The following is a 24,444-nucleotide window of genomic DNA, read 5'->3' as shown; positions in this document are numbered from 1 at the left end:
CGTGTCTTGCGGCGGTCGCTCACTGGCCAGGACATCAGGCGTGCTGTCGCGCCTCGGGCTTTCTCACCACCATGAAGTAGTAGAACACCCCGGTCAGCGCCAGGAAGAACAGGCTGTCGGGACTGGTGAGGAAGATCAGCGGGTTGCCGTCGGACAGCGACAGCGAGCGTCGGCAGTATTCCTCCAGGCTCGGGCCGAGCACGAAGCCGAGCAGCAGGCAGGCCACCGGATAGCCCTGACGCCGCAGCAGGAAGGCGAGCACCCCGAACACCAGCGCCAGTCCCATCTGGAAGATCGAGTAGGTGGCCACGTAGCAGCCGACCAGCGCGATCACCGCGATGCTGGCGTAGAGCACATCGCGGCGGATCGAGACGATGCGCACGAACCAGGGCCCCAGCACGTAGAGCGTCAGCGGCACCATCACCAGGGCCGCCACCAGCAGCGCCATGAACATCGGTGCCACCAGCGCAAGCTGGCTGTCGAGGAACTGTGGCCCGGGCTGCAGGCCGTTGATCACCAGCACGCCCAGCACGATGGCGGTGGTGGGATCGCCGGGAATACCGAAGGACAGCATCGGCACGAAGGCGCCGCTGCACATGGCGTTGTTGGCGCCCTCCGCCGCCGCGATGCCTTCCACCGAGCCCTTGCCGTACTTCTCCGGGTGGCGTGAGCTGCGCATGGACTCGGCGTAGGCGACAAAGGCCGCCATGGAGCCTCCGGCGCCTGGCAGCACGCCGACGCTGTAGCCGATGATGGCGGTCTTGACGTAGCGATAGACGCCGATTTCACGCACCTCGTGCCAGGGTGGAATAAAGTCCCGGCGGCGAATGACGCTGGCCTTGATGGCGTCGACCTCGACGGTGCGCGAGGCGCGGTTCTGCGACTGCACCAGCAGCTCACTGACGGCGAAGGCGCCGATGACCAGCGGCATGATGTCGATGCCCTGCATCAGCACGCCGGTGCCGAAGGTGAAGCGGGTGACCGGCTGCATCACGTCGATACCGACGGTGGCCACCATCACCCCCAGGGTGGTGGCGACCAGGCCCTTGGAGATGGCCCCACGCTGGGAGATGACGATCACGATCAGGGCGAAGGCGATCAGCGAGAACTTGCCCGGCGTGCGAATCAGCAGCGCCGCCTCGGTGGCCAGCGGCGCCATCACCATCAGCATGATGGCACCCAGGGCACCGCCGATCATCGACGCCAGGGCGGCGTGGCCCAGCGCCTTGGCGCCCTCGCCCCGCTGCTGCATGGGGTAGCCCTCGATGGCGGTCATCATCGAGGCCGGGGCACCGGGAATATTGATGGTGGTGGCGGTGATGCTGCCACTGCACATGCCGGCCATGAAGATGGCGGCGCAGGCGACCAGCGCCGCGGTGATGTCGAGGCTGTAGGTCAACGGCAACAGCAGGGCGATGGCCAGCATCGAGGTGAGCCCCGGCACGGCGCCAAAGAAGGTGCCGATCAGGTAGCCGCCGATCAGGTAGGGCAGGATGTCGGGCTGCATCAGCACGGCAAGGCCCTTGGAGAGTTCGATCAGATAGTCCATGGGTCAGATCCAGGGCGTCGGCAGGCGAACCTGGAACACCAGCTCGAAGAGCCCGTATCCCAGCAGAGTGATCACGCCGGCCACCAGCGCCTTGAACGCCAGCGCCTGCGGCGAGGGCCGCCCGGTGGCGAAGGCCAGCGTCATGCTGAAGGCGTAGAGGAAGGTGGCGATGAAGTAGCCAAGGTGGGCAAACAGGGCGATATAGACGGCGGTGAGCAGGGTGACCGCCACCGGCCCCCGCCACGCCGCCACCTTTGCATCGCCACGGTTGTCGCCGCCCTCGTCGCTTTCCCCGGCGCCGGCCTCATCACCTGCCTCGCCACTGGCCGCCTCGCGTCGATCGGCGAGGATCACGCCACCCAGCGCCAGCAGCATGACCACGGCGAGCGCTACCGGGAAGAAGGAGGCGGTCAGGGCCCCGTTCTTGATGGGCGGGGCTATCTTGAACGCCTCGAGCAGATAGATCAGGGTCAGGGCCAACAGGCAGATGACGACACCTGTCGGCCCCGTCAGCCAGGTCCCCAGGCGGGAGAGCGATTTCATCGGGAGTCCTCCGGAAAAGAGCCGCCACCGCGGTGGCGGCGCGGGCTTACTGGCCGATCAGGCCGGCTTCCTTCAGCTCGTCCATGCGCGCGAACAGCTCACCCTGGGTCTGTTCGGCCCAATCCTCGACCTCATCGGTGCCCAGCCAGTTGGGGGTGACACCGACGTCGACCAGCCAGGTCTGGAATTCCTCGCTGTCGTAGGCCTGCTGATAGGCCGCCTCGAGGGCCGTCACGGCGTCGTCCGGCGTATTGGCAGGCGCCGCCAGGATCACGAAACTGCCCATCTGGATGTCGTAGCCCAGCTCGGTTGCCGGGGGCACGTCGGGGAAGCTCTCGCTCTGGACGTCGGTGAACTCCACCAGGCCACGGGCGTCACCCGCCGAGATCAGCGATTCGAAGTCACCGAGGCTGGTCAGCGCCAGGTCCACCTCGCCGTTGAGCAGGGCCTCCTTCTGGGGCGCCGCACCACCGGGATAGGAGACGATCTTGAACTCCACCTCGGCCTGATCCTGCAACTGCAGCAGCGTCAGGTGGGTCCGCGAGCCCATGTTCTGGATACCGGCGCGGATCTCCCCGGGCGCGGCCTTGGCCGCCTCGATCAATGCCTCGAGGCTATCGAAGCGCGAATCCTCCGGCACCACGACGGCATCCGGCTCGCTGGTGATCCGCGCGATCAGATCCAGCTTGTCGATATCGTAGCCGGCCAGCATCCCCTGCCACGGGATGGTGACGACGCTGTCGTAGGTCAGCGCGATCAGGGTGTAGCCATCGGGGCGCGCGCCCAGCGCCTGCACCAGGCCGTTGGCGCTCATGCCGCCTTCGATGTTCTCGACGTAGACGGTACCCCCCAGCGGCTCCTCGGCCAGGTTGGAGATCTTGCGCACGATACCGTCGGTACCGCCGCCGGCGCCCCAGGGCACGATCATGCGAACGTCGCGCTCCGGATAGTCCGCCGCGACCGAGGCACTGGCGACCAGCGCCAGGCCACCCAGGGTCATGCTCATCGACTTGCGCATCTCTTCCACTCCTTGCCACCGTCAGGGCAGTGCTTGTTGTTGGCTTGCGGGGACGGCCGACGCAACGCGGTGTGGCCGTTCCTGTGGGGACTGCTGCTCTTGTGGTTGCTGCTCTTGTGACGACTACTTCGGCTTTTGCACTTAAGGTATTACATCATACAAAGTATTCGTGTACCCAAGATAGCCAGAGCATGACGACTGCGAAATGCGACTTTAGTGAGGGATATCCGTCTGTCGGCGCGGCCCCGGGCGCCATCAGAAAAACGCGGCCCCGGGCGCCATCAGAAAAGCGCGGCCCCGGGCGCCACAAGAAGGCGCTTCATCAACGGGGCGCCATAAGAAGGCGCTTCATCAACTGGGCGCCACAAGACGGCGCGGCATGAATCGGGCACCATGAAAAACGACAGGGGGGCCGATCGGCCCCGCTGTCGTTTGCGGTCGACTCTCTATCACCCTCGCCGCATCGTCCGCTGTATCCGCCTTGAAGGACGGAGCGCTTTAACCGAGCCCCGGCGGGTTCAGCCGAGGCAGGCGCGCCTGCAGCAGCGCGGCCGCCTGCATGACCCTGTCATCGCGGAACTTCGGCCCCACCAGATGCAGCCCCACCGGCAGGCCCTGGTCGTCCAGCCCGCAGGGCAGCGACGCCGCCGGCTGCTGGGTCAAGTTGAACGGATAGGTGAAGGGAGTCCAGTCCATCCATTCCCGGTAGGGGCCGCCCGGCGGCACGTTATGACCGGCCGCGAAGGGCGAGATCGGCATCGTCGGGGTCACCAGCAGATCGAAGCGCCGATGAAAGTCGGCCATGCAAGCGGTCAGCTCGGCGCGTCGGCGGCGGGCGTCGAGGTACTCGGCCAGGGGAATATCGGCGCCGCGACGGGCGATCTCGAGAAAGCCGGGGTCCAGCAGCGCCTGCTGCTGTGGCGACAGCCTCGAAAGCGCCTGGGAGGCGCCGGAGAACCACAGCGTATTGAAGGTGTCGATGGGATCCTCGAAGCCCGGGTCGAGGCGCTCGACCCGAGCCCCCAGCGCCTCGAGTTCACTGGCGGCCTGCTCCACCCGGGCGCGGATATCCGGCGCCACCTGAACGTAGCCCAGATCCAGGCTCAGCGCGACGCGCCAGCCACGCAGGTCCTGCGGCGGCGGCGCGCGCCAGTCGATGGGACAGGGGCCGCCAAGGTAGCCGTCGCGAGCGTCCGGCTGCGCCAGCAGGCTCATCATCAGGGCGCTGTCCTCGACACTGCGGGTCATCGGTCCCAGATGCGACAGGGTGCTCATGGCGCTGGCCGGCCACTGGGGCACCCAGCCGAAGGTCGGCTTGATACCGAAGGTGCCGGTGAAGCTGCAGGGGATGCGGATGGAACCGCCGGCGTCGCTGCCCTGGTGCAGCATGCCGAGGTTGAGCGCCGCCGCCGCCCCGGCGCCCCCGGAGGAGCCCCCCGGGGTCAGCGCAGGATTCCAGGGATTGCGGGCGATGCCGTGGAGCGGATTGTCGGTCACCCCCTTCCAGCCAAACTCCGGCGACAGGGTCTTGCCGACGATGATCGCTCCGGCCTGGCGCAGAAAGCCGCTGACCGGGGCGTCCACCTCCATCGCGGCGTCCGGGTCGCTGGTGCGCGAGCCCATGCGGGTCGGCATGCCACGGGTCAGCGTCAAATCCTTGATGGTGACCGGGATGCCATCCAGCGGGCCGCATGGCGTGCCCTCGCGCCAGCGCCGGGTGGAGGCCTCGGCGGCACGCAGCGCCTCGTCGCCGGCGACATGGGCGAAGGCGTTGACCCTTGGGTTGTCCCGGGCGATCCGCGCAAGGCAGTCCTCGATCACCTGGCTCGGGGTCAATCGCCGCTGACGAAAGGCCTCGAGCGCCTGGCAGGCGCCCAGCTCGGCCAGGGCCGGCTCATCGCTGGCCTGACGCTCGGGGGGGAGCGTTGCCTGACTCATCGCTGCCCTCCCTCGGCCCGAGCGGCGACGCCGGCGCTGTCCAGCACCGCGTGGAGCAGCACGTTGCAGCCGGCGTGCAGGTCCTCCGGCGTGGCGTACTCGATCTCGTTGTGACTGATGCCGCCTTCACAGGGCACGAAGATCATGGCGGTGGGCGCCACCCGGCCAAGGAAGATGGCGTCGTGACCGGCACCACTGACGATGTCCATGTGCGACAGGCCATGGGCCTCGGCGCCGGCACGCACCGCCTTGACGCAGGTCTCGTCGAAGGCCTCCGGCGGGAAGTCCGCGGTGGGCGTGAGTTCCGCCCGCAGACCGTGGCGCTGGCTGACCTCGGCCACCACCTCGGCGAGCCGGGCGGCCATGTCCTCGAGGGCGTCCGATTCCAGATGGCGCAGGTCGACGGTCATCCGCACCTGGCCGGGAATCACATTGCGCGAGCCCGGGTGGGGCGTCAGTACGCCGACGGTGCCGCGCCCGTGGGGCGCCGCCTCGTTGGCCATACGGTTGACCGCCAGGGTGATCTCGGCGGCGCCGACCAGGGCGTCCTTGCGCAGGTGCATGGGAGTGGGGCCTGCGTGGGCCTCGACGCCGGTCAGGGTGACATCGAACCACTTCTGCCCCAGCGCGCCGATCACCACGCCCAGGGTGGTGGCGGTATCCTCGAGCAGCGGCCCCTGCTCGATATGGGCCTCGAAGTAGGCCTTCACCTCGTCGAGGTCCACACGGTCGCTGCCGCGATAGCCGATGGCGTCCAGCGCCTCGCCGACACTGACCCCTTGGTCGTCGCAACGGGCCAGCATCTCATCGAGGCCAAGCTCGCCGGTGAACACCCCGGAGCCCATCATGCAGGGCGGAAAACGGCAGCCTTCCTCGTTGGTCCAGGCCACCACCTCGACCGGAGCCCGGGTGGTGATGGCGTGCTGGTTGAGGGTGCGGATGACCTCGAGCCCGGCCAGCACGCCGAAGCAACCGTCGTACTTGCCGCCGGTGGGCTGAGTGTCGATATGACTGCCGGTCATCACCGCCGGCATGCCGGGCTCGCTGCCCGCCCGTCGGGCGAAGATGTTGCCGATGGCGTCGATGCGGATCTGGCAGCCCTCGGCCCGGCACCAGTCGATGAACAGGTCACGGGCCTGACGGTCGAGTTCGGTCAGCGCCTGGCGATTGACGCCCCCCTTGGGGGTCGCGCCCAGCTCGGCCAGGGTCATCAAGGATTGCCACAGGCGCTCGCCGTCGCTCTTGAGCACGGCGCCGGCAGCCTCGAATGGGGTCACGGAAACGGTCATGGGTATCGTCCTTGCAAAAGAGTGGTCTCAGGCGCTCAGGGCCAGGTAGCGATCACGCACGCCGGGATCGTCACGGAAGTCGTCGGCGCTGCCGGTGTAGACGATCTGGCCCTGCTCGAGGATGTAGTGGCGGTCGGCCACCGCCTCGCAGACCCGCAGGTTCTGCTCGACCAGCAGCACCGACAGGCCCTCCTCGCGGATCGCCTTCAAGATCTTGACGATCTCGTCGACGATGACCGGGGCCAGGCCCTCGGTGGGCTCGTCGAGCAGCAGGATCCGCGGATCGTTGAGCAGCGCCCGGGCGATCGCCAGCATCTGCTGCTCGCCCCCGGACAGGGCGTTGCCGCGGTTGCGGCGGCGCTCCTCGAGGCGCGGAAACCAGCGATAGATGTCGGCCATCTGCCAGCGACTGCCGGCGCGTACCGCGATCTGCAGGTTTTCCTCCACGCTGAGGATGCTGAAGATGCCGCGGTGCTCCGGCACCAGCGCCACGCCCTGGCGGGCGATGCGAAACGGCGGTTGGCCAAGCAGCGACTGGCCGTTGAGCTCGATGCTGCCGGCGGGGGTGTCGACCAGCCCCATGATGCTCTTCAGGGTGGTGGTCTTGCCGGCACCGTTGCGCCCCAGCAGGGTCACCAGCTCGCCCTCGCCCACCGTCAAAGAGACGCCTTCGAGCACATGGCTCTTGCCGTAGTAGCTGTGGATATCCTTGATCTCGAGCATCAGGCGGCCTCCCCCAGATAGGCGTCACGCACGCGGGCATCGCTGCGCACGGTCTCGGGGTCGCCCTCGACCAGTACCTGCCCGCGGTTCATCACGGTGATGGTGTCGCTGATCGACATCACGATGCTCATGTTGTGCTCGATCAGCAGGATGCTGTGGTCCTTGCCCAGCTCGCCGATCAGCGAGGTCATGCTGGGGATATCGTCGATGCCCATGCCCGAGGTGGGCTCGTCCAGCAGCAGCAGCTTGGGCCGCGGGCAGATCGCCATGCCCACCTCGAGGATGCGCTGCTGGCCGTGGGACAGCTCCCCTGCCGCCACCCCGGCGCGCTCGGCAAGACCGATGCGCTCGAGGATCTCGTCGGCCCGAGCCAGGTGCTCGCGGCGCTTGTTCAGGCGTTGCCAGAAGTTGAGCGCGCGCCAGCCGTCGATGCCCTGGGCGGCCAGGCGCAGGTTTTCGTGGACGCTGAGCTCCTGGAACAGGCTGGTGACCTGGAAGGAGCGCGACATGCCCAGGCCGACCCGGCCGTGGGGCGGCTCCCTGGTGATCTCGCGGCCATCGAGCAGGATGCGCCCGGCGGTGGGCCGACGCTCACCGGTGAGGCAATGGAACAGGCTGGTCTTGCCGGCGCCGTTGGGTCCGATCACGGTATGGATGCTGCCGCGGGCGATGCGCAGGCTGACCCCATCCACCGCCCGAAAGGCACCGTAGACCAGGGCCAGGTCGCGGGTTTCCAACAGTACGTCAGTCATGGCTGGCCTCCTTGTGCGGCTCGGCGTGGTTGCCACGGCGTCGCTCCAGCAGGCTCGACAGCCCGCCCCACAGACCGCCGCGCATGAAGATCACCACCGCGATCAGCGCCACGCCCAGCAGCAGCATCCAGCGCGGCCAGATCGACGACAGCAGGTCGCCCAGCAGCACGATGGCGCCGGCGCCCAGCAGCGAACCGAACAGCGAGCCGGTCCCGCCGATGATGGTCATGATCAGGATCTGCTCGGACATCAACAGCTCGATATTCGACAGCGGCACAAAGTTCAGCAGCATGCCGTAGAGCGCCCCGGCCAGGGCGGTGATGCCGCCGGACAGCACGAACACCATGATCTTGAACAGACGGGTGTCGTAGCCCAGCGCCGAGGCGCGCTGCTCGTTTTCGCGGATCGCCAGCAGGGTGCTGCCGAACGGCGAGTCGGTGATGCGCCGGGCCACCACGTAGATCAGCGCGAACAGCGTGGCCACCAGGGCATAGAAGGCCAGCGGCGAGGCGAAGCTGATCAGGGTCGTCTCGCCCACCGCCAGCGGCGGGCGCGGCACGTCGAGCAGGCCATTGTCGCCACCGGTCCAGTCGCTCAGGGTGTAGGCCAGGAAGTAGGCCATCTGGGTCAGCGCCAGGGTCAGCATCACGAAGTAGATGCCCTTGCGCCGGATGCACAGCATGCCCACGCCGAGTGCCAGCACACAGCCCGCCACCACGGCGATCAGCAGCGCACCGATCAGTCCTGCGTCAAGGTGGATCATCGCCAGCGCGCTGATGTAGGCACCTGCGCCGAAGAAGATCGCCTGGCCGAAGGACAGAAGTCCGGTGAAGCCGAGCAGCAGATTGCAGGCCAGTGCGGCCATGGCAAAGATCAGGATCTCGGTGGCCAGGGTGGCGGAGGGCAGCACCAGCGGCAGCAGCACCATCACCGCCAGCATCGCCAGGGTGGTGCCGGCGCGGAGACGCCCCTTGAAGCGGCGCCGGCCCGGGTTGGCAGCGGCGGTATCGAGTGTCTTGGTCATCATCTCATGCTCTCCCGAACAGTCCGTGGGGACGCAGCAGGATCACCACCGCCATGGCGGCGTAGATCATCAGGCTGGCGCCCTGGGGCCACAGCGAGGTCATCAGGCTCTGCACTACGCCGACGATCAGCCCCGCCACCAGGGCGCCGGTGAAGGACCCCATACCACCGATCACCACCACCACGAAGGCCAGGCCCAGCACCTCCGGCCCGATGAAGGGGTGCGCCCCCCGCAGCGGCGCCGACAGCACCCCGGCAAGCCCCGCCAGGCCCACCCCGAGGGCGAAGGTGATGGAGAACAGGCGAAAGATGTTGGAACCCAGAAGCGATACCATCTCGGTGGACTCGCTGCCGGCGCGCACCAGCGCGCCGAAGCGGGTGCGTTCGAGCAGCAGCCACAGCACCACCGCCACCAGGGCGCTGAAGCCGATCAGAAACAGCCGGTAGTAGGGGTAGGCGAAGTTGCCGATGCGTACCACGCCCTGCAGTGCCTCCGGGGTGGGGATGCTCTTGCCCACCGGGCCCCAGATCATGATCGACAGCTCCTGGATGATCAGCGCGATGCCCAGGGTGACCAGAATCTGGAAGGTATGCGGCAGGTGGTAGATGCGCTGGATCAGGCTGCGCTCCAGCGCCCAGGCCAGCAGCGCCACCAGCAAGGGGCCTGCGATCAGCGCCAGCCAGAAGTTGCCGGTCAGGCTGACCAGGGTATAGCAGAGGTAGGAGCCCACCAGGAAAAAGGCCCCGTGGGCGAAGTTGACGAAGTTCAACAGTCCGAAGATCAGCGTCAATCCCACCGAAATCAGGAAATAGATCATCCCGAGCCCCAGACCGTTGAGGATCTGGAACAGATAGACGTTAAGCATGGTCCCGACTCCTGTCGTGCCGGGGACGCCGTCCCCGGCAGATTGGCAAGCTGACAGCCTTACAGCTGGCAGGGCGAGTCCTCAGGGGTGACGAAGGAGCGCCCGGCGCTGATCATGTCGGCGTAGTCGTCGGGGTCTTCCATTTCGCCCTCGGCCTTGCCCTTGAGCAGGTAGTAGTCCTTGATCACCTGATGGTCGGAGGCGCGGATGGTCTCCTCACCGGTGGGGCCCTGGTAGGTGTAGCCTTCCAGCGCCTCGATCAGCGTCGGACCTTCGCTGGCCCCGCTGGCGTCGGCCACTTCAAGCATCACGCGGGTCATGGTGTAGTCGGCAGCCAGGGGATAGGTCGGAGTGATGTCGTAGGCCTCGCGCACCGAGGCCACCAGCTGCTGGTTGAAGGGGGTGTCGACCTCGTGCCAGTACTGGGCGCCGAAGTAGATGCCGTCGACGTTGGCTGCGCCGAGTTCCTCGAACTGGTCGAGGCCCGCCGACCACACCATCAGGATGTCCATCTGCTCGTTGAGGCCGAAGTTGCGCGCCTGGCGCAGGGCGTTGGAGGACTGGGAGCCGAAGTTCAACAGCACCAGCACGTCCGGCGCCGCCGACATGGCGTTGGTCAGGTAGCCGGAAAACTCCTGCTCCTGCAGCGAGTGATAGCTGTTGCCGACGTGCTCGACGCCGTACTCCTCGAACACCGCCTTGGCGTTGTCCAGCAGCGCCTCGCCGAACACGTACTCGGGGGTGATGGTGTAGAAGCGCTTGGCCTCGGGTAACGCCTCGATCAGCGGCACCAGGGTCTCGCGGATGGCCCCGTAGGTCGGCACCGACCAGCGGAAGGTGGAGGCGTTGCACTCGCTGCCGGTCAGCTCGTCGGCGCCGGCGGGGGTCATGAACACGCCCTCGACGCCGGCCACTTCCTTGCCCACCGCCAGCGCCGTGGATGACAGCGTGGCACCGTTGAACAGTCGCCCGCCGTCCTGGTTGATCGCTTCCTGCACCTTGCGGATGGCGCGGCCGGCGTTGCCCTCGGTGTCCAGGCTGACGTACTCGATATCGCGGCCGAGGGTTTCTCGGGCCTCTTCCACCGCCAGCCGGGAGCCCATCTCGGCGTACTTGCCGTAGCTGGCGAAGGCACCGGAGAGGGACTTCACCCCGTAGAAGGTGAGCGGCTGTTGATCCTGGGCCAGCAGCGGCTGGGTCGCCAGGCCAAGGGCCAGGGCGGAAAGCATCAGGGAGGTCTTGCGCACAGTCATTGTTGTTCCTCTTTTTTCGACGTCATCGGAGTGGATGAGGGGTCGCTGGCGTGGGGTGGCAGTTGTTGTCATTGTTGGTTGGTTTGCCGCAGGTCGGGGGCCAGGAGGCTAGCCGCCCGCCTCGCCGAGGGCGTCAGGTGAGACCAGGAACTGCTTGGCCATCTCGCCCTCCAGGGCCGACATATGGTGCTCGGCGTCACACATGTGCTCGTACATCAGGCGGCGCACCGCCTCGCGGTCGCTGGCCTCGAAGGCCTCCAGCAGGGCGATGTGATAGCGGATGTTCGATTCATCGAAGGCGTGGCGCTCTGGCTTGTAGGCCTTCTTGATGACGACCAGGTCGCGCAGCAGGTCGTTGAGGAAGGTGCTCATGAAGCGCAGCAGCGGATTGGGGCAGTACTCGGCCAGGATGTTGTGAAACTCGAGTTCCAGCATGCGGTGCTGGCGCTGGCTGAGTTCGTCCTCATGGGGCCGCTGGCACTGATCGATGTTGTCCCGCAGCCGGGTCAGCCCCGCCGCATCGAGCCGGTCCATGGCCGAGACCGCCACCTCGACCTCCACCATCCGCCGCAGCTGATAGACCTGGCTACCGTCCACGTGCTGGAAGTGCAGAAAGTTGCGCAGCGCGCGGCAGGCCGGATCGACGGTCACCTCGCGGATGATGGCGCCGCCACCGGGGCCGGTCTTGAGCGCGACCAGGCCTTCCACCTCGAGCACCCGCAGCGCCTCGCGAATGGTGCCCTTGGCGCATTCATAGCGCTCCATCAGGGCCTTCTCGTTGGGCAGGCGGTCACCCGGCGACAGGTTCTCCATCACGATCTTCTGCTTGATGTCCTCGCAGATCAGGTCCGCGAGCTTCTGTCGGCGCTGGGGAAAGGAAGTCGGCACGGATCGCCTCGGTCATTTATTCGAATAAATATAAGGATTAGACCCGTTGCGTGAATTGGTCAAGAAAAGAAATCGCCGACACTAAACGTTTATCTTTACTCACGTGAACGACAACAAAGAGTGATTTTACAAACCTGAAGCCCTGTCCATGCTGAGTCCATGCCCGCCCTGCGGCCCCTGACTGGAGACTCGCCATGCTGACCTTCGACACCCTCGATACCCGTCCCGACGCCCACGCCGAGCGCCCTGCGGGGGCCGGGCTCAACAATCACTACTGGATGCCGTTCACCGCCCACCAGGACTTCCACCAGCATCCGCGGATGATCCAGGGCGCCGAGGGCCGTTACTTCATCGACGACCGCGGCCGCCGGGTGTTCGATTCACTGTCGGGTCTGTGGACCTGCGGCGCCGGCCACAACCGTGAAGAGATCCGCGAGGCGGTGGCCCACCAGCTCGGCAGTCTCGACTTTGCGCCGAGCTTTCAGGTGTCCCATCCGCTGGCCTTCAAGCTGGCCGAGAAGGTCGCAAGCCTGACCCCGGCGGGACTCGACCATGTGTTCTTCACCGATTCCGGCTCCGAGTCCGCCGATACCGCGCTGAAGATGGCCAAGGCCTACTGGCGACTCAAGGGTCGCCCGGAAAAGACCCGCATGATCGGCCGCGCCAAGGGCTACCACGGGGTCAACATCGGCGGCACCAGCCTTGGCGGCATCGGCGGCAACCGCAAGCACTTCGGCCAGTTGCTGGACTCGAGCCACCTGCCCCACACCCTGCAGCCGAACCAGGCCTTCACCCGGGGCCAGGCCGAAACCGGGGCCGAGCTTGCCGATGCGCTGCTCGAGCAGATCGCCCTGCACGACGCCTCCAACATCGCCGCGGTGATCGTCGAGCCGATGTCCGGCTCGGCCGGGGTCATCGTGCCGCCCAAGGGCTACCTCGAGCGGCTGCGCGAGATCTGCTCGGCCCACGACATCCTGTTGATCTTCGACGAGGTGATCACCGCCTTCGGTCGCAGCGGCGCGCGCACCGGCGCCGAGGCCTTCGGCGTCACCCCTGATCTGATGACGGTGGCCAAGCAGATCACCAACGGCTGCGTGCCGATGGGGGCGGTGATCGCCTCTGGCGAGATCCATGACACCTTCATGCACGCCGGCGGCCCGGGGCACGCCATCGAATTCCCCCACGGCTACACCTACAGCGGACATCCGGTAGCCTGCGCCGCCGCCCTGGCCGCGCTGGACCTGCTCGAGCGCGAGGACTTCCCGGCCCAGGTCAGGGCCATCGCCCCGGTCTTCGAGGATCGCCTGCACGCCTTGAAGGGCCGCTCCCATGTGGTCGACATCCGCAACTTCGGCCTGGCCGGGGCGATCCAGCTGGCCCCGCGCGACGGCGATCCGGCCATCCGCCCGCGCGACGCCCACCTGGCGCTGTGGGAGGCCGGCTTCTATGTGCGCTTCGGCGGCGACACCCTGCAGTTCGGCCCTCCCTTCGCCACCACCGAGGCCGAGCTCGAGCGCCTGTTCGACGCCGTCGCCGAGACCCTCGACCGGCTCGACTGAGGCCGCTTGACTGGGGCCGCACTACTGAGGCCGCTTGCCGGTACCGAGCGCCCGGCTTATCCACCTGAAACCGACAGCCTGTGGACAACCTTTACACCCACTGTTCACAGCGTTATCCACAGCGCGGACGGGCCATGCCCGTCCGCCCTTTCGACACTTGAGGACCCTCGATGGACAACGTCAATCACTGGATCAATGGTCAGGATCTCGAGGCCAGCCGCCACCTGCCGGTCACCAACCCGGCCACCGGCGAGACCATTCGCCAGGTCGCCGACGGCAATGCCGACACCGTCAAGGCCGCCATCGACGCCGCCCAGGCGGCCTTCCCGGCCTGGCGCGATACCCCGCCGGCCAAGCGCGCCCAGGTGATGTACCGCTTCAAGGCGTTGCTGGAGCGTGACGCCGATCGTCTGGTGCAACTGATCAGCGAGGAGCACGGCAAGACCCTCGAGGACGCCATGGGCGAGCTCAAGCGCGGCATCGAGAACGTCGAGTACGCCTGCGGCGTGCCGGAGCTGCTCAAGGGCGAGTACTCCCACAACGTGGGGCCGTCCATCGACGCCTTCTCCAACTTTCAGCCGCTGGGCGTGGTGGCCGGCATCACCCCGTTCAACTTCCCGGCGATGGTGCCGCTGTGGATGTACCCGATGGCCATCGCCTGCGGCAACGCCTTCGTGCTCAAGCCCTCCGAGAAGGACCCGTCCGCCGCCCTGGCGGTCGCCCGCCTGCTCGAGGAAGCCGGCCTGCCCCAGGGCATCATGAACGTGGTTCAGGGCGGCCGCGAGACCGTCGAGGCGCTGCTCGACGCCCCCGAGGTCAAGGCCGTGTCCTTCGTCGGCTCGACCCCCATCGCCGAAACCATCTACCGGCGTGGCGCCGAGAGTGGCAAGCGGGTGCAGGCCCTCGGTGGCGCCAAGAACCACGCCGTGGTGCTGGCCGACGCCGATATCGACAACGCCGCCAACACCCTGATGGGGGCCGCCTACGGCAGCGCCGGCGAGCGCTGCATGGCGATCTCGGTGGCGGTGTGCGTCGGCGATGACACCGCCGACCGCCTGATCGAGGCCATGGGCCCCAAGATCGCCGCGCTGAAGATCGGCCCCGGCACCGACAAGGGCCTGGACATGGGCGCCCTGGTCACCGCCCAGCATCGCGACAAGGTGCTCGGCTATATCGAGAAGGGCGTGCAGGAAGGGGCCACCCTGGTGGCCGACGGCCGCGACCTGGTGGTCCCGGGCCACGAGAACGGCTTCTTCGTCGGCGGCTGCCTGTTCGACCGGGTCACCCCGGAGATGACCATCTACCGCGAGGAGATCTTCGGCCCGGTGCTGTGCGTGGTGCGTGTCGACAGCCTCGACGAGGCCATCGCCCTGACCAACGCCCACGAGTACGGCAACGGCACCTGCCTGTTCACCCGTGACGGCGAGGCGGCGCGTCGCTTCACCGACGCCATCGAGGTCGGCATGGTGGGTATCAACGTGCCGCTGCCGGTGCCGGTGGCCAGCCACAGCTTCGGCGGCTGGAAGCGTTCGCTGTTCGGCGACCTGCACGCCTACGGCCCTGACGCTGTGCGCTTCTACACCCGTCGCAAGGCGGTGTCACAGCGCTGGCCCTCGCCCTTCGAGACCACCCAGGCGGAGTTCCACTTCCCCTCCGGCGGTCAGTAGGCTCCGGCAAGAAGACCACGGGCCCTGCGGGGCCCGTTTTCGTTTACCACAGCGAGCGAGCCGCTGATCCACCACTGACAGGCGACTTATACACCGCTGCCCACAGCCCCTGCACCGCCTGCCCACCGCTTTTCACAAGGTGCCACACAGGGTTATCCACAGAACGACTCACAAGCTCATCGCCACCTTTATCTGCACGCCTGACCCGCAAGTCGGATTCCCACCATCGCCAGGTTGTCCACACCCGGCCCCGGTGCAGCGCGTCATCCCTTCGCTCCATCCCTCACTTCATTGGCGGACACTGATACGCATCAAGCCGGCGGTGTCCGCGTGGGGCTAGCATGGCGCCTCTCTTCGCTCGGAGATCGACATGGAACTGGTCTGTCCCGCGGGTAGCCTGCCCGCTTTGAAGCGCGCCGTGGACGAGGGCGCCAACGCGGTCTACTTCGGCTTTCAGAACGCCACCAACGCCCGCCAGTTCGCCGGGCTGAACTTCACCGACAAGCGCGCCCGGGAAGGTATCGACTACGCCCACGCCCGGGGCTGCCGGGTGTTCTGCGCGATCAATACCTACCCGCAGCAGTCGAGCCTGGCCCAGTGGCGCGCGGCGGTGGACCAGGCGGCTTCGCTTCAGGTCGACGCCCTGATCCTGGCCGATCCGGGCCTTTTGGCCTACGCCGCCGAACGCCACCCGGACATCCCCCGCCACCTGTCGGTGCAAGGCTCCGCCACCAGCCACGAGGCGCTGGCCTTCTACCACCGCGAGTTCGGCATCCGCCGTGCGGTGCTGCCCAGGGTGCTGTCGATCCACCAGGTGCGCGACCTGGCCCGCCACAGCCCGGTGGAGCTCGAGGTGTTCGCCTTCGGCAGCCTGTGCATCATGGCCGAGGGCCGCTGCTATCTGTCGTCCTACCTGACCGGCGAGTCGCCCAACACCCACGGCGTGTGCTCGCCGGCGGCCCACGTGCGCTGGGAAGAGACCGCCAGCGGACGCGAATCGCGCCTGAACGGCGTCTTGATCGATCGCTACCGCGCCGACGAACAGGCCGGCTACCCGACCCTGTGCAAGGGACGCTTCAACGTCGAGGGCGACGTCGGCCACGCCATCGAGGCGCCGACCAGCCTCAGCACCCTGGACCTGCTGCCCCAGCTGGCGGCGCTGGGCATCAAGGCGATCAAGATCGAGGGTCGTCAGCGCAGTCCGGCCTATGTGGCCAGCGTCACCCGCGTGTGGCGCCAGGCACTGGACCATCTGGACCGGGCCGGCGACGACTATCGCCCCCAGGCCGACTGGAGCGCCGCCCTGGCGCCGCTGGCCGAAGGCTCCACCCATACTCTCGGCGCCTACGAGCGCGACTGGAAATGACAGGAGGCGAGATGACCGCTGCTTCACTGGAATTGAGCCTTGGCCCGGTGTCCTTCTACTGGACCCGCGAGCGCTACTTCGCCTTCTATGAACAGGCCTGCCACTGGCCGCTGGCCAGCGTCACCCTAGGCGAGACCGTGTGCTCCCGGCGGCGCGACATGAAGCTCGCCGACTGGCTGGAGATCGGCCACCAGCTGGCCGCCGCCGGCAAGCAGGTGATCCTCGGTTCGCAGACCCTGATCGAGTCCAACGCCGACCTGCGCGACCTGACCAGGCTGTGCGACAACGGCGACTTCCTGGTCGAGGCCAACGACATGAGCGCGGTGCACCGGCTGTCCGAGGCGGGCCTGCCCTTCGTCGGCGGCCCGGCGCTCAACCTCTACAATGTGCCGACCCTGGAGATCCTCAAGCGCGCCGGCATGTTCCGCTTCGTCGCCCCGGTGGAGTTGCCCGGCGCCGACCTGGCCCGGCTGCTGTCTGACGCCCGCGAGGCGGGGCTGGCGCTGGACTGCGAGGTGCTGGCCTACGGCCACCTGCCGCTGGCCTGGTCGTCGCGCTGCTTTACCGCGCGTCACCATCAGCACCCCAAGGATCGCTGCCAGTTCGTCTGCCAGGACTATCCGGAAGGGCTGTCGCTGACCACCCAGGACGACAGCCGTCGACTGTTCACCCTGAACGGTATCCAGACCCTGTCCGGGGCCTGTCAGGACCTGCGCCACGAGCTTGCCGAGATGGCCACAATGGGCGTCACCACGGCCCGGCTAAGTCCGCGTTCAGAGGGGATGGATGAGGTGGTGGCGGACTTCGACCTGGCCCGCCAGGGACGCTACCCGGCGCCCTCGCCGCTGGCGCTGGTCGACGCCGAGCTGTGCAACGGCTACTGGCACGGCCAGGCAGGGATGGATCTGGCGCCGGTGCTGGAAGACTGAAAGCCCCTTCCCTCCCACGCCACCTCACTCAGGAGGCCGGTTCGCCGGCCTCCTCCGCTACCCGTCAGCAAGGAGCCTAGGCCTGGCGGGGCAGCCAGCGCTGCAGCTGCCCCAGCACCTCGAGCAGGTAGGGATGCAGCAGTTCCATTTCCTGGCCATCCAGCAGGTTCTTCACCGTCAGCCCCAGTTCGGTATCACCCTCCAGGCACAGCCGGCGCTGGAAGAACAGGCTGTCCGGGTCCTCCTCACGGCTGGCCAGGCAGGCGAACTCGCGCCAGCCCCCCGCCACCTTCACCTCCCAGGGCGCGTCGGTGACCTGCAGGCGCCCGTGCGTAAGCGTCAGGGTGACCGCCAGCGCCAGATCGTCGATGGACAGACATACACGGCGCCCTTCAAGCACGTCGAACTCACCGTCGGCCAGCGGCTCTGCCAGGGTGCGGTTGAGCCAGGGCTCGAGACTCGTGCGCAACAGCGGCAGGGGCAGCGGGCCGAGACGGCGCATCAGTGACAGATGCAGACGATGGGGCACCCGGGTCAAGGCGCCGGACGTCAACGACGACGACAGCGAAGGAAGGGTGGGCAAGGCAGGAAGGGCAAGAGAAGGCAACGACAGCGAGCCGAGCGGTGACAGCGACATGACGGGTTCCTGGTCAAGCGGCACGACGCCGCCGGGTCATGCTAGCGATCCCGTCGCCCTCGGTTCATGACGCCCATCAAGCCCTCTGGCGTAGCGCTCGTTGAACGCTCTGACACAGCCGAATGCCGGGGTCGAAATGGGAACTCTGCTACACTGCGGACATCATAGGGTTCGGCCCCTTGGCTTCACCCAGGTTCCGCAGAGCATCAAGTTCACAAGCGGAAAAGGAGCAACGATGTCCATCGAAACCAGCTTCGAAGGCTACCTCAAGGCCAAAGAGGGTGGCCACCTGCGTAGCATGAAGATATCGCATCGCGGCGCCGTCTCCGTGGACAGCGCCGAGCTGGTGCGGTCGCGCAAGGTCAAGAGCAACGTCAGAGCCCTTCGCCGCAGCCTCGATCGCAGGGACAGCAAGCCGGAATGAGCGGCATCAAGCTGCTGCCACCTTTCGTCCTGCTGGTGGCCGGCTTTCTGCTATGCCATTCGATCCCTTCCTGGCGACGCTACGTCATTCGTGCCAACGGACAACAGCTGACATTGCGCAGCGCCATCGCCGGCTTTGGGGCCGCCCTCCCGGTCTTCGCTGTGCTCTACCTCCTGCACGCTTTCTCTGCCCCCTCCGCTTCTCCTTACGCCAACCCAGACACCCAAGGCGAGCCCTTCGGCGAGCCCTTCCTTCAGACGTCGCTGGTTACCCTTACCATTGCGATCATCTGCCTGGCGTTTACGAAACTGGTGGCCTGGTACTATGCCTTCTATCTGGGCCAATCCCGTCTGCGCCAGCGCCTGGCCGGGTTTGCGCGTCGCAGCGTCGGGGCTAGTGTCTATCACCGACTGCAACGAGCAGCACAGTGGTGCCACTGGCAGAGCTATCGCTTCACCGTCCACGCCATGCGCAAGCTGATAGAGGGTGACCATGCCGAAACCCTCTACCTTGGCAGCCTGCTTGGCACCGGCAGCGGCCTCTGCATGTTCGTGCTGGATTCTCGCAAGGTGATCATCGGCAACGTGACTGGCATGCCCGAACCCTCGGCGCCCAAGGAGGAAAGCCAGATACGTGTGTTGCCCTACTTCACCGGGCACCTGTGCGAAGCCCATCTCCAGTTGCATATCACCACCGACTACACGCCCTACCTGGACGCCCAGAGTCGGGGCGAGGCCCACCGCGACTACGCCTTTGACATCGTGCTGGCCGCCCACAAGACCAGCTACGTCCGGGAGTTCGACATCCGTTTTTTCCGCAGCCGGTTCATCAACCACCACTGCCCCTGCGGCCACCCCGTCTACAACATCACCCGCTCCGGCCAGGCTCAGCCGCCTGGGGCGTCATAGCGCCTGCTGTCACGACGCTGGCTGAACGACACCCCCCTCCAGACACAACGATGGGCCCCGAAGGGCCCATCGTTGTGACGCTGGCCTATTCGCGCGCCAGCCGTGCTTTCTAGCCACGTATTCTAGTCGTGCTTTCCAACCAAACGTCGACTAGCCACACTTCGACCAGCCGCAGCCGGCGTAGCAGGTGGGGCAGCCGTCCATCATGATCAGCTCGCCGCGACACTCGGGGCAGTTGCCGACCACTGCGGGGCCGGCGCCTTCGGCGGCGGACTCGGCAGGCTTGCCGTCCAGCGGCTCGACCGCGCCGCTCGGGGTCTCGTCCTCGACCTCGGCGGGGTACCAGCCGTGGCCGGAGGCCTGGCGCCGGGCGTAGCGGCTGACCAGGTCCTCCACCGGCACCTGGTTACCGTCGATGTCGAGAAAGCCGCGACGGTAGAGGATCTGCTGGATCGACCAGGCGATGGCGGCGACCTCGGAGTCGTGGAACATCGGCTTGTTCCAGCGGTTCATGCCGCAGCGCACCAGGCCCTTGTCCCAGGCTACCTTGCGCAGATCCGCCACCGCCTGGGTGACGTAGCCGCCGCGGGCGGCCAGCGACAGGCTGCGCATGGTGGCGGTGATCCACTGGTGCTCGCTGGACAGCTGGCCGGAGGGGAAGAAGAACTCCACCGGGCGCTCGATGATAACGCGCTGGCCGTTGAGCACGCCTTCCACCGGCATGAAGGACACCAGCAGGTAGACCTTCTTGCGGCCTTCGGCGCCGACGTAGGAGATCTTCTCGGACACCGCCTCCAGCGTTCCCTCGGGGCGCGAGGGGATGCGCATGGTCAGCGGGTTTTCCTCGGGCAGCGGGGCCGGCGCGGGGGCGGCCTCTTCGCTCTTGACGCGGTAGCCCACGATCTTGGAATTGATTTCGACAGCCATCAGCGGGCTCCTCCAGAAAGATGATGCGGGCGTGACACGCTCACGACCCAGGCATGATATTGCGGCTCGCCGACTGGCAGGCAGGCTGGCTCGCCGCTGGACCGATTACCACTTGCCATAGGTCCCCTCCTTCAAGCCGTCGTAGAGGTTGGCGGCGTTGTGTTCCTCGCCGTCGTAGATCACCGTCTCGTCGCCCTTGAGTTCGAGGGTCTCGCCGTTCTCCAGCTCGAAGATATAGGTGGTGTTCTTGAGGTCATCCTCGCGCACCAGCACGCCCTGGAAGGCCTCCGGGTTGAAGCGGAAGGTGGTGCAGCCCTTGAGGCGGCTCTGGTAGGCGTCCAGGTACAGGTCCTTGAACGCCTCGAAGGCAAAGTCGGTGGGCACGTTGACGGTCTTGGAGATCGCCGAGTCGACCCAGGCCTGGGCCGCGGCCTGCACCGCCACGTGCTGCTTGGGGGTCACCGCGTCGGCGGTGATGAAGTACTCGGGCAGGTCGCTTTCCACCGCGTCGGCGTGCATGAAGTGACGGTAAGCGGCAAGCTCGAAGGACACCACCTCGACCTGCTCCTTGGTCTTCTTGCCGGCCTGGATCACGTTACGGAAGTAGCGATGGGAGAACGACGGCTCGATACCATTGGAGGCGTTGTTGCCCAGCGACAGGCTGATCGTCCCGGTGGGGGCGATCGACGAGTGGTGGGTGAAGCGCGCGCCGTGCTCTGCCAGCTCCGCCACCAGCTGCGGCTCGACCTCTGCGATCTTCTGCATATAGCGGCTGTAGCGCGCGTGCAGGATGCGCCCGGGCACCTTGTCGCCGACCTCATAGCCGTCGCGGCCGAGCTCGGGACGCTCGCGCAGCATCTTCGGCGTCAGCTCGAACTCCTGCTCGAGGATCGGGGCCATGCCCTTCTCGCGGGACAGCTCCAGCGCCTGCTTCCAGCCCTCCACGGCCAGCACTCGGCTGACTTCCTCGGTGAAGCCCAGCGACTCGGCCGAGCCGTAGGGCATCTTGAGCATGGTCATGGTCGAGCCGAGGCCGAGGAAACCCATGCCGTGGCGGCGCTTGGCCTCGATCTCGCGACGCTGGCCGGACAGCGGCAGGCCGCTGATCTCGACCACGTTGTCGAGCATGCGGGTGAAGATCGCCACCACCTCGCGGTACTTGTCCCAGTCGAAGCGCGGCTTGTCGCCGAACGGATCGATCACGAAGCGGGTCAGGTTGACCGACCCCAGCAGGCAGGCGCCCTCCGGCGGCAGCGGCTGCTCGCCGCAGGGGTTGGTGGCGCGGATCTCTTCGCAGAACCAGTTGTTGTTCATGCGATTGACCTGGTCGATCAGGATGAACCCGGGCTCGGCGTAGTCATAGGTGGAGCGCATGATGGTGTCCCACAGCTCGCGGGCCTTGATCACCTCGACCACGCGGCAGGCCACGCGACCTTCGGCGTCCTGGGTGTAGCCGTCCTCGATCACCGGCCAGTCGCGGTAGATCAGCTCGCTGTCATCGACGTCGCCCTTCTCGCCCTCGTGCAGCGGGAAGGCCAGCGGCCAGTCGGCGTCCTGCTTCACCGCTTCCATGAACTCGTCGGTGATCAGCAGGCTCAGGTTGAACTGGCGCAGGCGACCGGCCTCGCGCTTGGCCTCGATAAAGTCGCGCACGTCGGGATGACCGACGTCGAAGGTGCCCATCTGGGCGCCACGACGGCCGCCGGCGGAGGCCACCGTAAAGCACATCTTGTCGTAGATATCCATGAACGCCAGGGGGCCGTTGGTGCCGGCACCGGCGCCGAACACGAAGGCGCCCTTGTGGCGCAGGGTGGAGAACTCGTAGCCGATGCCGCAGCCGGCCTTGAGGGTCATGCCCGCATCCACCACGCTGTCGAGGATGTCGTGCATGGAGTCGCGAATGGTCCGCGATACCGTGCAGTTGATCAGGCTGACCGCGGGCTTGTAGCCCTCGGCTCCGGCGTTGGAGGTGATCCGGCCTGCCGGCACGGCGCCGTTTTCCAGCGCCCAGCGAAACTTCGGCAGCCACTTGTCGGCGGCGTCGCCCTCGACGGCGGCCAGCGCCTTGGCCACGCGGTCCCAGGTGGCCTGAAGGTCGGCGTCGACGGGCTGGCCGTGGCGGTCCTTCAAGCGATACTTGGCGTCCCAGATGTCATACGAGGGGCCCTGCATGGGAACCTCCTGCGACAGGGCGGCGGCCTTGGCGGATGTGGTCATGAAAGCTTGTCTCCGATGAAGTTACCGGCAAATAAACGGGGTCGTAAAGGGGCGGATGCGCGCTCCGGATAAGCTCGGGCACCCTACCAGATATAGTAAAATTTTCGACCGGCGGCACAATATAAACGAAAAATCGGGCCATGGAAGACCCGATCGTTAATTCGGCTTTGGCGCATGAAAGGTAGCGCGGCCTACCCCGGGCGTCTCGCCCCGGGGCAGCCGCGATAGAGCCGGCTAGACGGTGCGCGAGAAGCGCCCGCTGCCGGGGACCAGGTAGGCATCGAAGGCCATGGCCACGTTGCGCATCATCAGGCGTCCTGCCGGCAGTACCCTGAGCGCTTGCTGCTTGATCTCGATCAAGCCGTCGGCCTGCATCTCGTCGAGCTGGTCGAGGGCGCTGGCGAAATGCGTGCGAAAGTCGATAGCGTGACGGGCTTCGAACTCGGCGAAGCGCACCTCGCCGTGACACATCAGCGAGGTGATCAGTTCGGCACGCAGCTGGTCTTCGTCGCTCAACCGATAGCCCCGCAACACCGGCAGCCGCCCGGCCTCGAGGTGCTCGGCGTACTCGGCGGTGGTCTTGACGTTCTGGCTGTAGGCGTCGCCGACCTTGCCGATGGAGGTGACCCCGAGCCCGATCATGTCGCACTGAGCGTGGGTCGAGTAGCCCTGGAAATTGCGCTGCAGGGTACCGTCGTGACGGGCTCTGCTGAGTTCGTCCTCGGGCAGGGCGAAGTGGTCCATGCCGATATAGACGTAGCCCGCCTGGGTCAGCCGCTCGATGGTCAGCTCGAGCAACTCGAGCTTGCGCCCGGGCGGCGGCATGTCCTCGTCGCGGATCAGCCGCTGGGCCTTGAACAGCGACGGCAGGTGGGCGTAGCTGTAGGCGGCGATGCGGTCGGGTCTCAGCGCCACCACCTTGGCCAGGGTGGCGTCGAAGCTGTCGCGGGTCTGCAGCGGCAGCCCATAGATCAGGTCCACCGACACCGAGGCGAAGCCGGCGTCCCGGGCGGCGTCCACCAGGGCCGCCACCTGGGCCTCGCTCTGCACGCGGTTGACCGCCTTCTGCACCAGCGGATCGAAGTCCTGGACGCCGAAGCTCAGACGATTGAAGCCCATCTCGCGCAGTTCATGGATCTGGGCGGGGGTCACCGTACGCGGATCCACCTCCAGCGAGAATTCCCGGCGCTGCTCCGGGGCGAACCGGAAGTGGCGCGCCAGGGCGTCGATCAGCCCCTTGAGCTGGTCATTGGACAGAAAGGTCGGGGTGCCCCCACCCAGGTGCAGCTGGTTGAGCTCCCGGGTCTCGTCGAACAGCGCCGCCTGCAGGGCGATCTCGCGCTTGAGCAGCGCCAGGTAGTCGGCGGCACGCTCGCGATTGTGCGTAATGATCTTGGAGCAGGCACAGTAGTAGCAGAGGCTTTCGCAGAAGGGCACATGGACGTAGACCGACAGCGGCTTCGGCTCCCCCTGCTGGCTGCGCTCGACCGCCTGGCGATAGTCGGCGACACCGAAACCGTCGTGGAAGTGCGGCGCGGTGGGATAGGAGGTGTAGCGCGGCCCTGGACGGTCGTACTTCTCGACCAGCGCACGCTGAAACGGCAAAACATCGGATGACATCGACAAGGCCCCTCGTGACACGACCGCCCGACGGCGGCATCTGTCGGCATTGTCGCACGTCGAATCCGCCCGTCCCGGCAAGACGAAGCCAGACATGATCTGCATCAAATCACGGCAGCGGCATCACGGCGCTTGCCCCTGTGGCGTGTTCTCGCCCGAGGTAGTGCAAACGAGAGCCAACCGCAATGATGCCCCTGCCATCCCAGTGATCCCGATCAAGCATAGTACGGAAGACGTACCTCTCCCCGCCTAAAGTTGACCAACGTCATAGGGTATTGTCGCTGAGCGCTCCAATACTCGAGAGTCCCAAGGGACATCCCGCACAAACCGTGATGCCTGACCCAAGCC

The 24,444-nt window shown here is 66.7% G+C and carries 21 protein-coding genes; 6 read left to right on the top strand and 15 right to left on the bottom strand.

What is annotated here, in order from left to right:
* Positions 1-34 precede the first annotated feature (34 nt).
* The 11 genes from NFH97_RS09985 to NFH97_RS09935 form a co-directional block, all read right to left on the bottom strand.
* Positions 35-1,549, bottom strand: a complete 1,515-nt coding sequence (locus NFH97_RS09985) for a tripartite tricarboxylate transporter permease (protein WP_045993526.1) — start codon at positions 1,547-1,549, stop codon at positions 35-37.
* A 3-nt stretch (positions 1,550-1,552) separates the two neighbouring features.
* A complete protein-coding gene (locus NFH97_RS09980; RefSeq protein ID WP_222568712.1) occupies positions 1,553-2,092 on the bottom strand; it encodes a tripartite tricarboxylate transporter TctB family protein in 540 nt (179 codons plus the stop codon).
* A 46-nt stretch (positions 2,093-2,138) separates the two neighbouring features.
* Positions 2,139-3,110, bottom strand: coding sequence for a Bug family tripartite tricarboxylate transporter substrate binding protein (locus tag NFH97_RS09975; protein ID WP_222568711.1), 972 nt, complete (start codon positions 3,108-3,110; stop codon positions 2,139-2,141).
* A gap of 498 nt (positions 3,111-3,608) precedes the next feature.
* Positions 3,609-5,048 carry an amidase gene (locus tag NFH97_RS09970; RefSeq protein ID WP_222568710.1) on the bottom strand — a complete coding sequence of 480 codons (1,440 nt, stop codon included), beginning with the start codon at positions 5,046-5,048 and terminating at the stop codon, positions 3,609-3,611.
* On the bottom strand, positions 5,045-6,337 hold the full coding sequence (locus NFH97_RS09965) for a Zn-dependent hydrolase (protein WP_222568709.1): 1,293 nt from the start codon (positions 6,335-6,337) through the stop codon (positions 5,045-5,047). Before NFH97_RS09965 ends, NFH97_RS09970 begins: the two co-directional genes overlap by 4 nt.
* Positions 6,338-6,364: 27 nt before the next feature.
* Positions 6,365-7,060, bottom strand: coding sequence for an ABC transporter ATP-binding protein (locus tag NFH97_RS09960; protein ID WP_108132114.1), 696 nt, complete (start codon positions 7,058-7,060; stop codon positions 6,365-6,367).
* Positions 7,060-7,812 (bottom strand): ABC transporter ATP-binding protein, encoded by a 753-nt coding sequence (locus tag NFH97_RS09955; protein ID WP_349624768.1) that lies wholly within the window; start codon positions 7,810-7,812, stop codon positions 7,060-7,062. Before NFH97_RS09955 ends, NFH97_RS09960 begins: the two co-directional genes overlap by 1 nt.
* A complete protein-coding gene (locus NFH97_RS09950; RefSeq protein ID WP_349624767.1) occupies positions 7,805-8,839 on the bottom strand; it encodes a branched-chain amino acid ABC transporter permease in 1,035 nt (344 codons plus the stop codon). The genes NFH97_RS09955 and NFH97_RS09950 overlap by 8 nt, the downstream gene beginning before the upstream one ends.
* A gap of 1 nt (position 8,840) precedes the next feature.
* Positions 8,841-9,701, bottom strand: a complete 861-nt coding sequence (locus NFH97_RS09945) for a branched-chain amino acid ABC transporter permease (RefSeq protein ID WP_108132112.1) — start codon at positions 9,699-9,701, stop codon at positions 8,841-8,843.
* Between the two features lie 59 nt (positions 9,702-9,760).
* Complete coding sequence (locus tag NFH97_RS09940; RefSeq protein ID WP_349624766.1) at positions 9,761-10,954, bottom strand: ABC transporter substrate-binding protein; 1,194 nt, start codon at positions 10,952-10,954, stop codon at positions 9,761-9,763.
* A gap of 108 nt (positions 10,955-11,062) precedes the next feature.
* A complete protein-coding gene (locus NFH97_RS09935; protein WP_231498582.1) occupies positions 11,063-11,842 on the bottom strand; it encodes a FadR/GntR family transcriptional regulator in 780 nt (259 codons plus the stop codon).
* Between the two features lie 278 nt (positions 11,843-12,120).
* Between NFH97_RS09935 and aptA the strand changes: the two genes are divergently transcribed.
* The 4 genes from aptA (at position 12,121) to NFH97_RS09915 (ending at position 17,363) form a co-directional block, all read left to right on the top strand.
* Positions 12,121-13,401 (top strand): omega-aminotransferase AptA, encoded by a 1,281-nt coding sequence (gene aptA / locus NFH97_RS09930; RefSeq protein ID WP_349625499.1) that lies wholly within the window; start codon positions 12,121-12,123, stop codon positions 13,399-13,401.
* Positions 13,402-13,571: 170 nt separating this feature from the next.
* Positions 13,572-15,068 (top strand): CoA-acylating methylmalonate-semialdehyde dehydrogenase, encoded by a 1,497-nt coding sequence (locus NFH97_RS09925; RefSeq protein WP_349624765.1) that lies wholly within the window; start codon positions 13,572-13,574, stop codon positions 15,066-15,068.
* A gap of 370 nt (positions 15,069-15,438) precedes the next feature.
* Positions 15,439-16,434 (top strand): ubiquinone anaerobic biosynthesis protein UbiU, encoded by a 996-nt coding sequence (ubiU, locus tag NFH97_RS09920; protein WP_108132108.1) that lies wholly within the window; start codon positions 15,439-15,441, stop codon positions 16,432-16,434.
* Between the two features lie 11 nt (positions 16,435-16,445).
* Positions 16,446-17,363: a U32 family peptidase gene (locus NFH97_RS09915; protein WP_108132107.1), complete on the top strand. Its 918-nt coding sequence runs from the start codon at positions 16,446-16,448 to the stop codon at positions 17,361-17,363.
* Between the two features lie 76 nt (positions 17,364-17,439).
* Here NFH97_RS09915 and ubiT read toward each other — a convergent pair whose 3' ends face one another.
* Positions 17,440-18,000: a ubiquinone anaerobic biosynthesis accessory factor UbiT gene (gene ubiT / locus NFH97_RS09910; RefSeq protein WP_231498581.1), complete on the bottom strand. Its 561-nt coding sequence runs from the start codon at positions 17,998-18,000 to the stop codon at positions 17,440-17,442.
* A gap of 235 nt (positions 18,001-18,235) precedes the next feature.
* Between ubiT and NFH97_RS09905 the strand changes: the two genes are divergently transcribed.
* Positions 18,236-18,424, top strand: coding sequence for a hypothetical protein (locus NFH97_RS09905; protein ID WP_045993533.1), 189 nt, complete (start codon positions 18,236-18,238; stop codon positions 18,422-18,424).
* Complete coding sequence (locus NFH97_RS09900) at positions 18,421-19,332, top strand: hypothetical protein (RefSeq protein WP_108132106.1); 912 nt, start codon at positions 18,421-18,423, stop codon at positions 19,330-19,332. The genes NFH97_RS09905 and NFH97_RS09900 overlap by 4 nt, the downstream gene beginning before the upstream one ends.
* Positions 19,333-19,482: 150 nt before the next feature.
* Here NFH97_RS09900 and NFH97_RS09895 read toward each other — a convergent pair whose 3' ends face one another.
* The 3 genes from NFH97_RS09895 to hemN form a co-directional block, all read right to left on the bottom strand.
* Complete coding sequence (locus NFH97_RS09895) at positions 19,483-20,259, bottom strand: ribonucleoside-diphosphate reductase (RefSeq protein ID WP_108448631.1); 777 nt, start codon at positions 20,257-20,259, stop codon at positions 19,483-19,485.
* 105 nt (positions 20,260-20,364) lie between these two features.
* Complete coding sequence (locus tag NFH97_RS09890; protein WP_045993536.1) at positions 20,365-22,476, bottom strand: adenosylcobalamin-dependent ribonucleoside-diphosphate reductase; 2,112 nt, start codon at positions 22,474-22,476, stop codon at positions 20,365-20,367.
* A gap of 234 nt (positions 22,477-22,710) precedes the next feature.
* Positions 22,711-24,096, bottom strand: a complete 1,386-nt coding sequence (gene hemN / locus NFH97_RS09885; RefSeq protein WP_108132103.1) for an oxygen-independent coproporphyrinogen III oxidase — start codon at positions 24,094-24,096, stop codon at positions 22,711-22,713.
* Positions 24,097-24,444 lie beyond the last annotated feature (348 nt).

The organism is Halomonas sp. SCS19 (assembly GCF_040147015.1).
Classification (GTDB): domain Bacteria; phylum Pseudomonadota; class Gammaproteobacteria; order Pseudomonadales; family Halomonadaceae; genus Halomonas; species Halomonas litopenaei.
The sequence above is the reverse complement of the archived record's forward strand: the minus strand, read 5'-3'. Positions and strand labels throughout refer to the sequence as shown.

Excerpts from the sequence above, each read along its gene's own strand:
- NFH97_RS09965 (WP_222568709.1), bottom strand. The coding sequence starts at position 6,337 with ATGACCGTTTCCGTGACCCCATTCGAGGCTGCCGGCGCCGTGCTCAAG.
- NFH97_RS09950 (WP_349624767.1), bottom strand. The coding sequence starts at position 8,839 with ATGATGACCAAGACACTCGATACCGCCGCTGCCAACCCGGGCCGGCGC.
- aptA (WP_349625499.1), top strand. The coding sequence starts at position 12,121 with ATGCCGTTCACCGCCCACCAGGACTTCCACCAGCATCCGCGGATGATC.
- NFH97_RS09905 (WP_045993533.1), top strand. The coding sequence starts at position 18,236 with ATGTCCATCGAAACCAGCTTCGAAGGCTACCTCAAGGCCAAAGAGGGT.
- NFH97_RS09985 (WP_045993526.1), bottom strand. The coding sequence starts at position 1,549 with ATGGACTATCTGATCGAACTCTCCAAGGGCCTTGCCGTGCTGATGCAG.
- ubiU (WP_108132108.1), top strand. The coding sequence starts at position 15,439 with ATGGAACTGGTCTGTCCCGCGGGTAGCCTGCCCGCTTTGAAGCGCGCC.
- NFH97_RS09955 (WP_349624768.1), bottom strand. The coding sequence starts at position 7,812 with ATGACTGACGTACTGTTGGAAACCCGCGACCTGGCCCTGGTCTACGGT.
- NFH97_RS09980 (WP_222568712.1), bottom strand. The coding sequence starts at position 2,092 with ATGAAATCGCTCTCCCGCCTGGGGACCTGGCTGACGGGGCCGACAGGT.
- NFH97_RS09925 (WP_349624765.1), top strand. The coding sequence starts at position 13,572 with ATGGACAACGTCAATCACTGGATCAATGGTCAGGATCTCGAGGCCAGC.
- NFH97_RS09960 (WP_108132114.1), bottom strand. The coding sequence starts at position 7,060 with ATGCTCGAGATCAAGGATATCCACAGCTACTACGGCAAGAGCCATGTG.
- NFH97_RS09940 (WP_349624766.1), bottom strand. The coding sequence starts at position 10,954 with ATGACTGTGCGCAAGACCTCCCTGATGCTTTCCGCCCTGGCCCTTGGC.
- NFH97_RS09915 (WP_108132107.1), top strand. The coding sequence starts at position 16,446 with ATGACCGCTGCTTCACTGGAATTGAGCCTTGGCCCGGTGTCCTTCTAC.
- NFH97_RS09975 (WP_222568711.1), bottom strand. The coding sequence starts at position 3,110 with ATGCGCAAGTCGATGAGCATGACCCTGGGTGGCCTGGCGCTGGTCGCC.
- NFH97_RS09900 (WP_108132106.1), top strand. The coding sequence starts at position 18,421 with ATGAGCGGCATCAAGCTGCTGCCACCTTTCGTCCTGCTGGTGGCCGGC.
- NFH97_RS09895 (WP_108448631.1), bottom strand. The coding sequence starts at position 20,259 with ATGGCTGTCGAAATCAATTCCAAGATCGTGGGCTACCGCGTCAAGAGC.
- hemN (WP_108132103.1), bottom strand. The coding sequence starts at position 24,096 with ATGTCATCCGATGTTTTGCCGTTTCAGCGTGCGCTGGTCGAGAAGTAC.
- NFH97_RS09890 (WP_045993536.1), bottom strand. The coding sequence starts at position 22,476 with ATGACCACATCCGCCAAGGCCGCCGCCCTGTCGCAGGAGGTTCCCATG.
- NFH97_RS09970 (WP_222568710.1), bottom strand. The coding sequence starts at position 5,048 with ATGAGTCAGGCAACGCTCCCCCCCGAGCGTCAGGCCAGCGATGAGCCG.
- NFH97_RS09945 (WP_108132112.1), bottom strand. The coding sequence starts at position 9,701 with ATGCTTAACGTCTATCTGTTCCAGATCCTCAACGGTCTGGGGCTCGGG.
- ubiT (WP_231498581.1), bottom strand. The coding sequence starts at position 18,000 with ATGTCGCTGTCACCGCTCGGCTCGCTGTCGTTGCCTTCTCTTGCCCTT.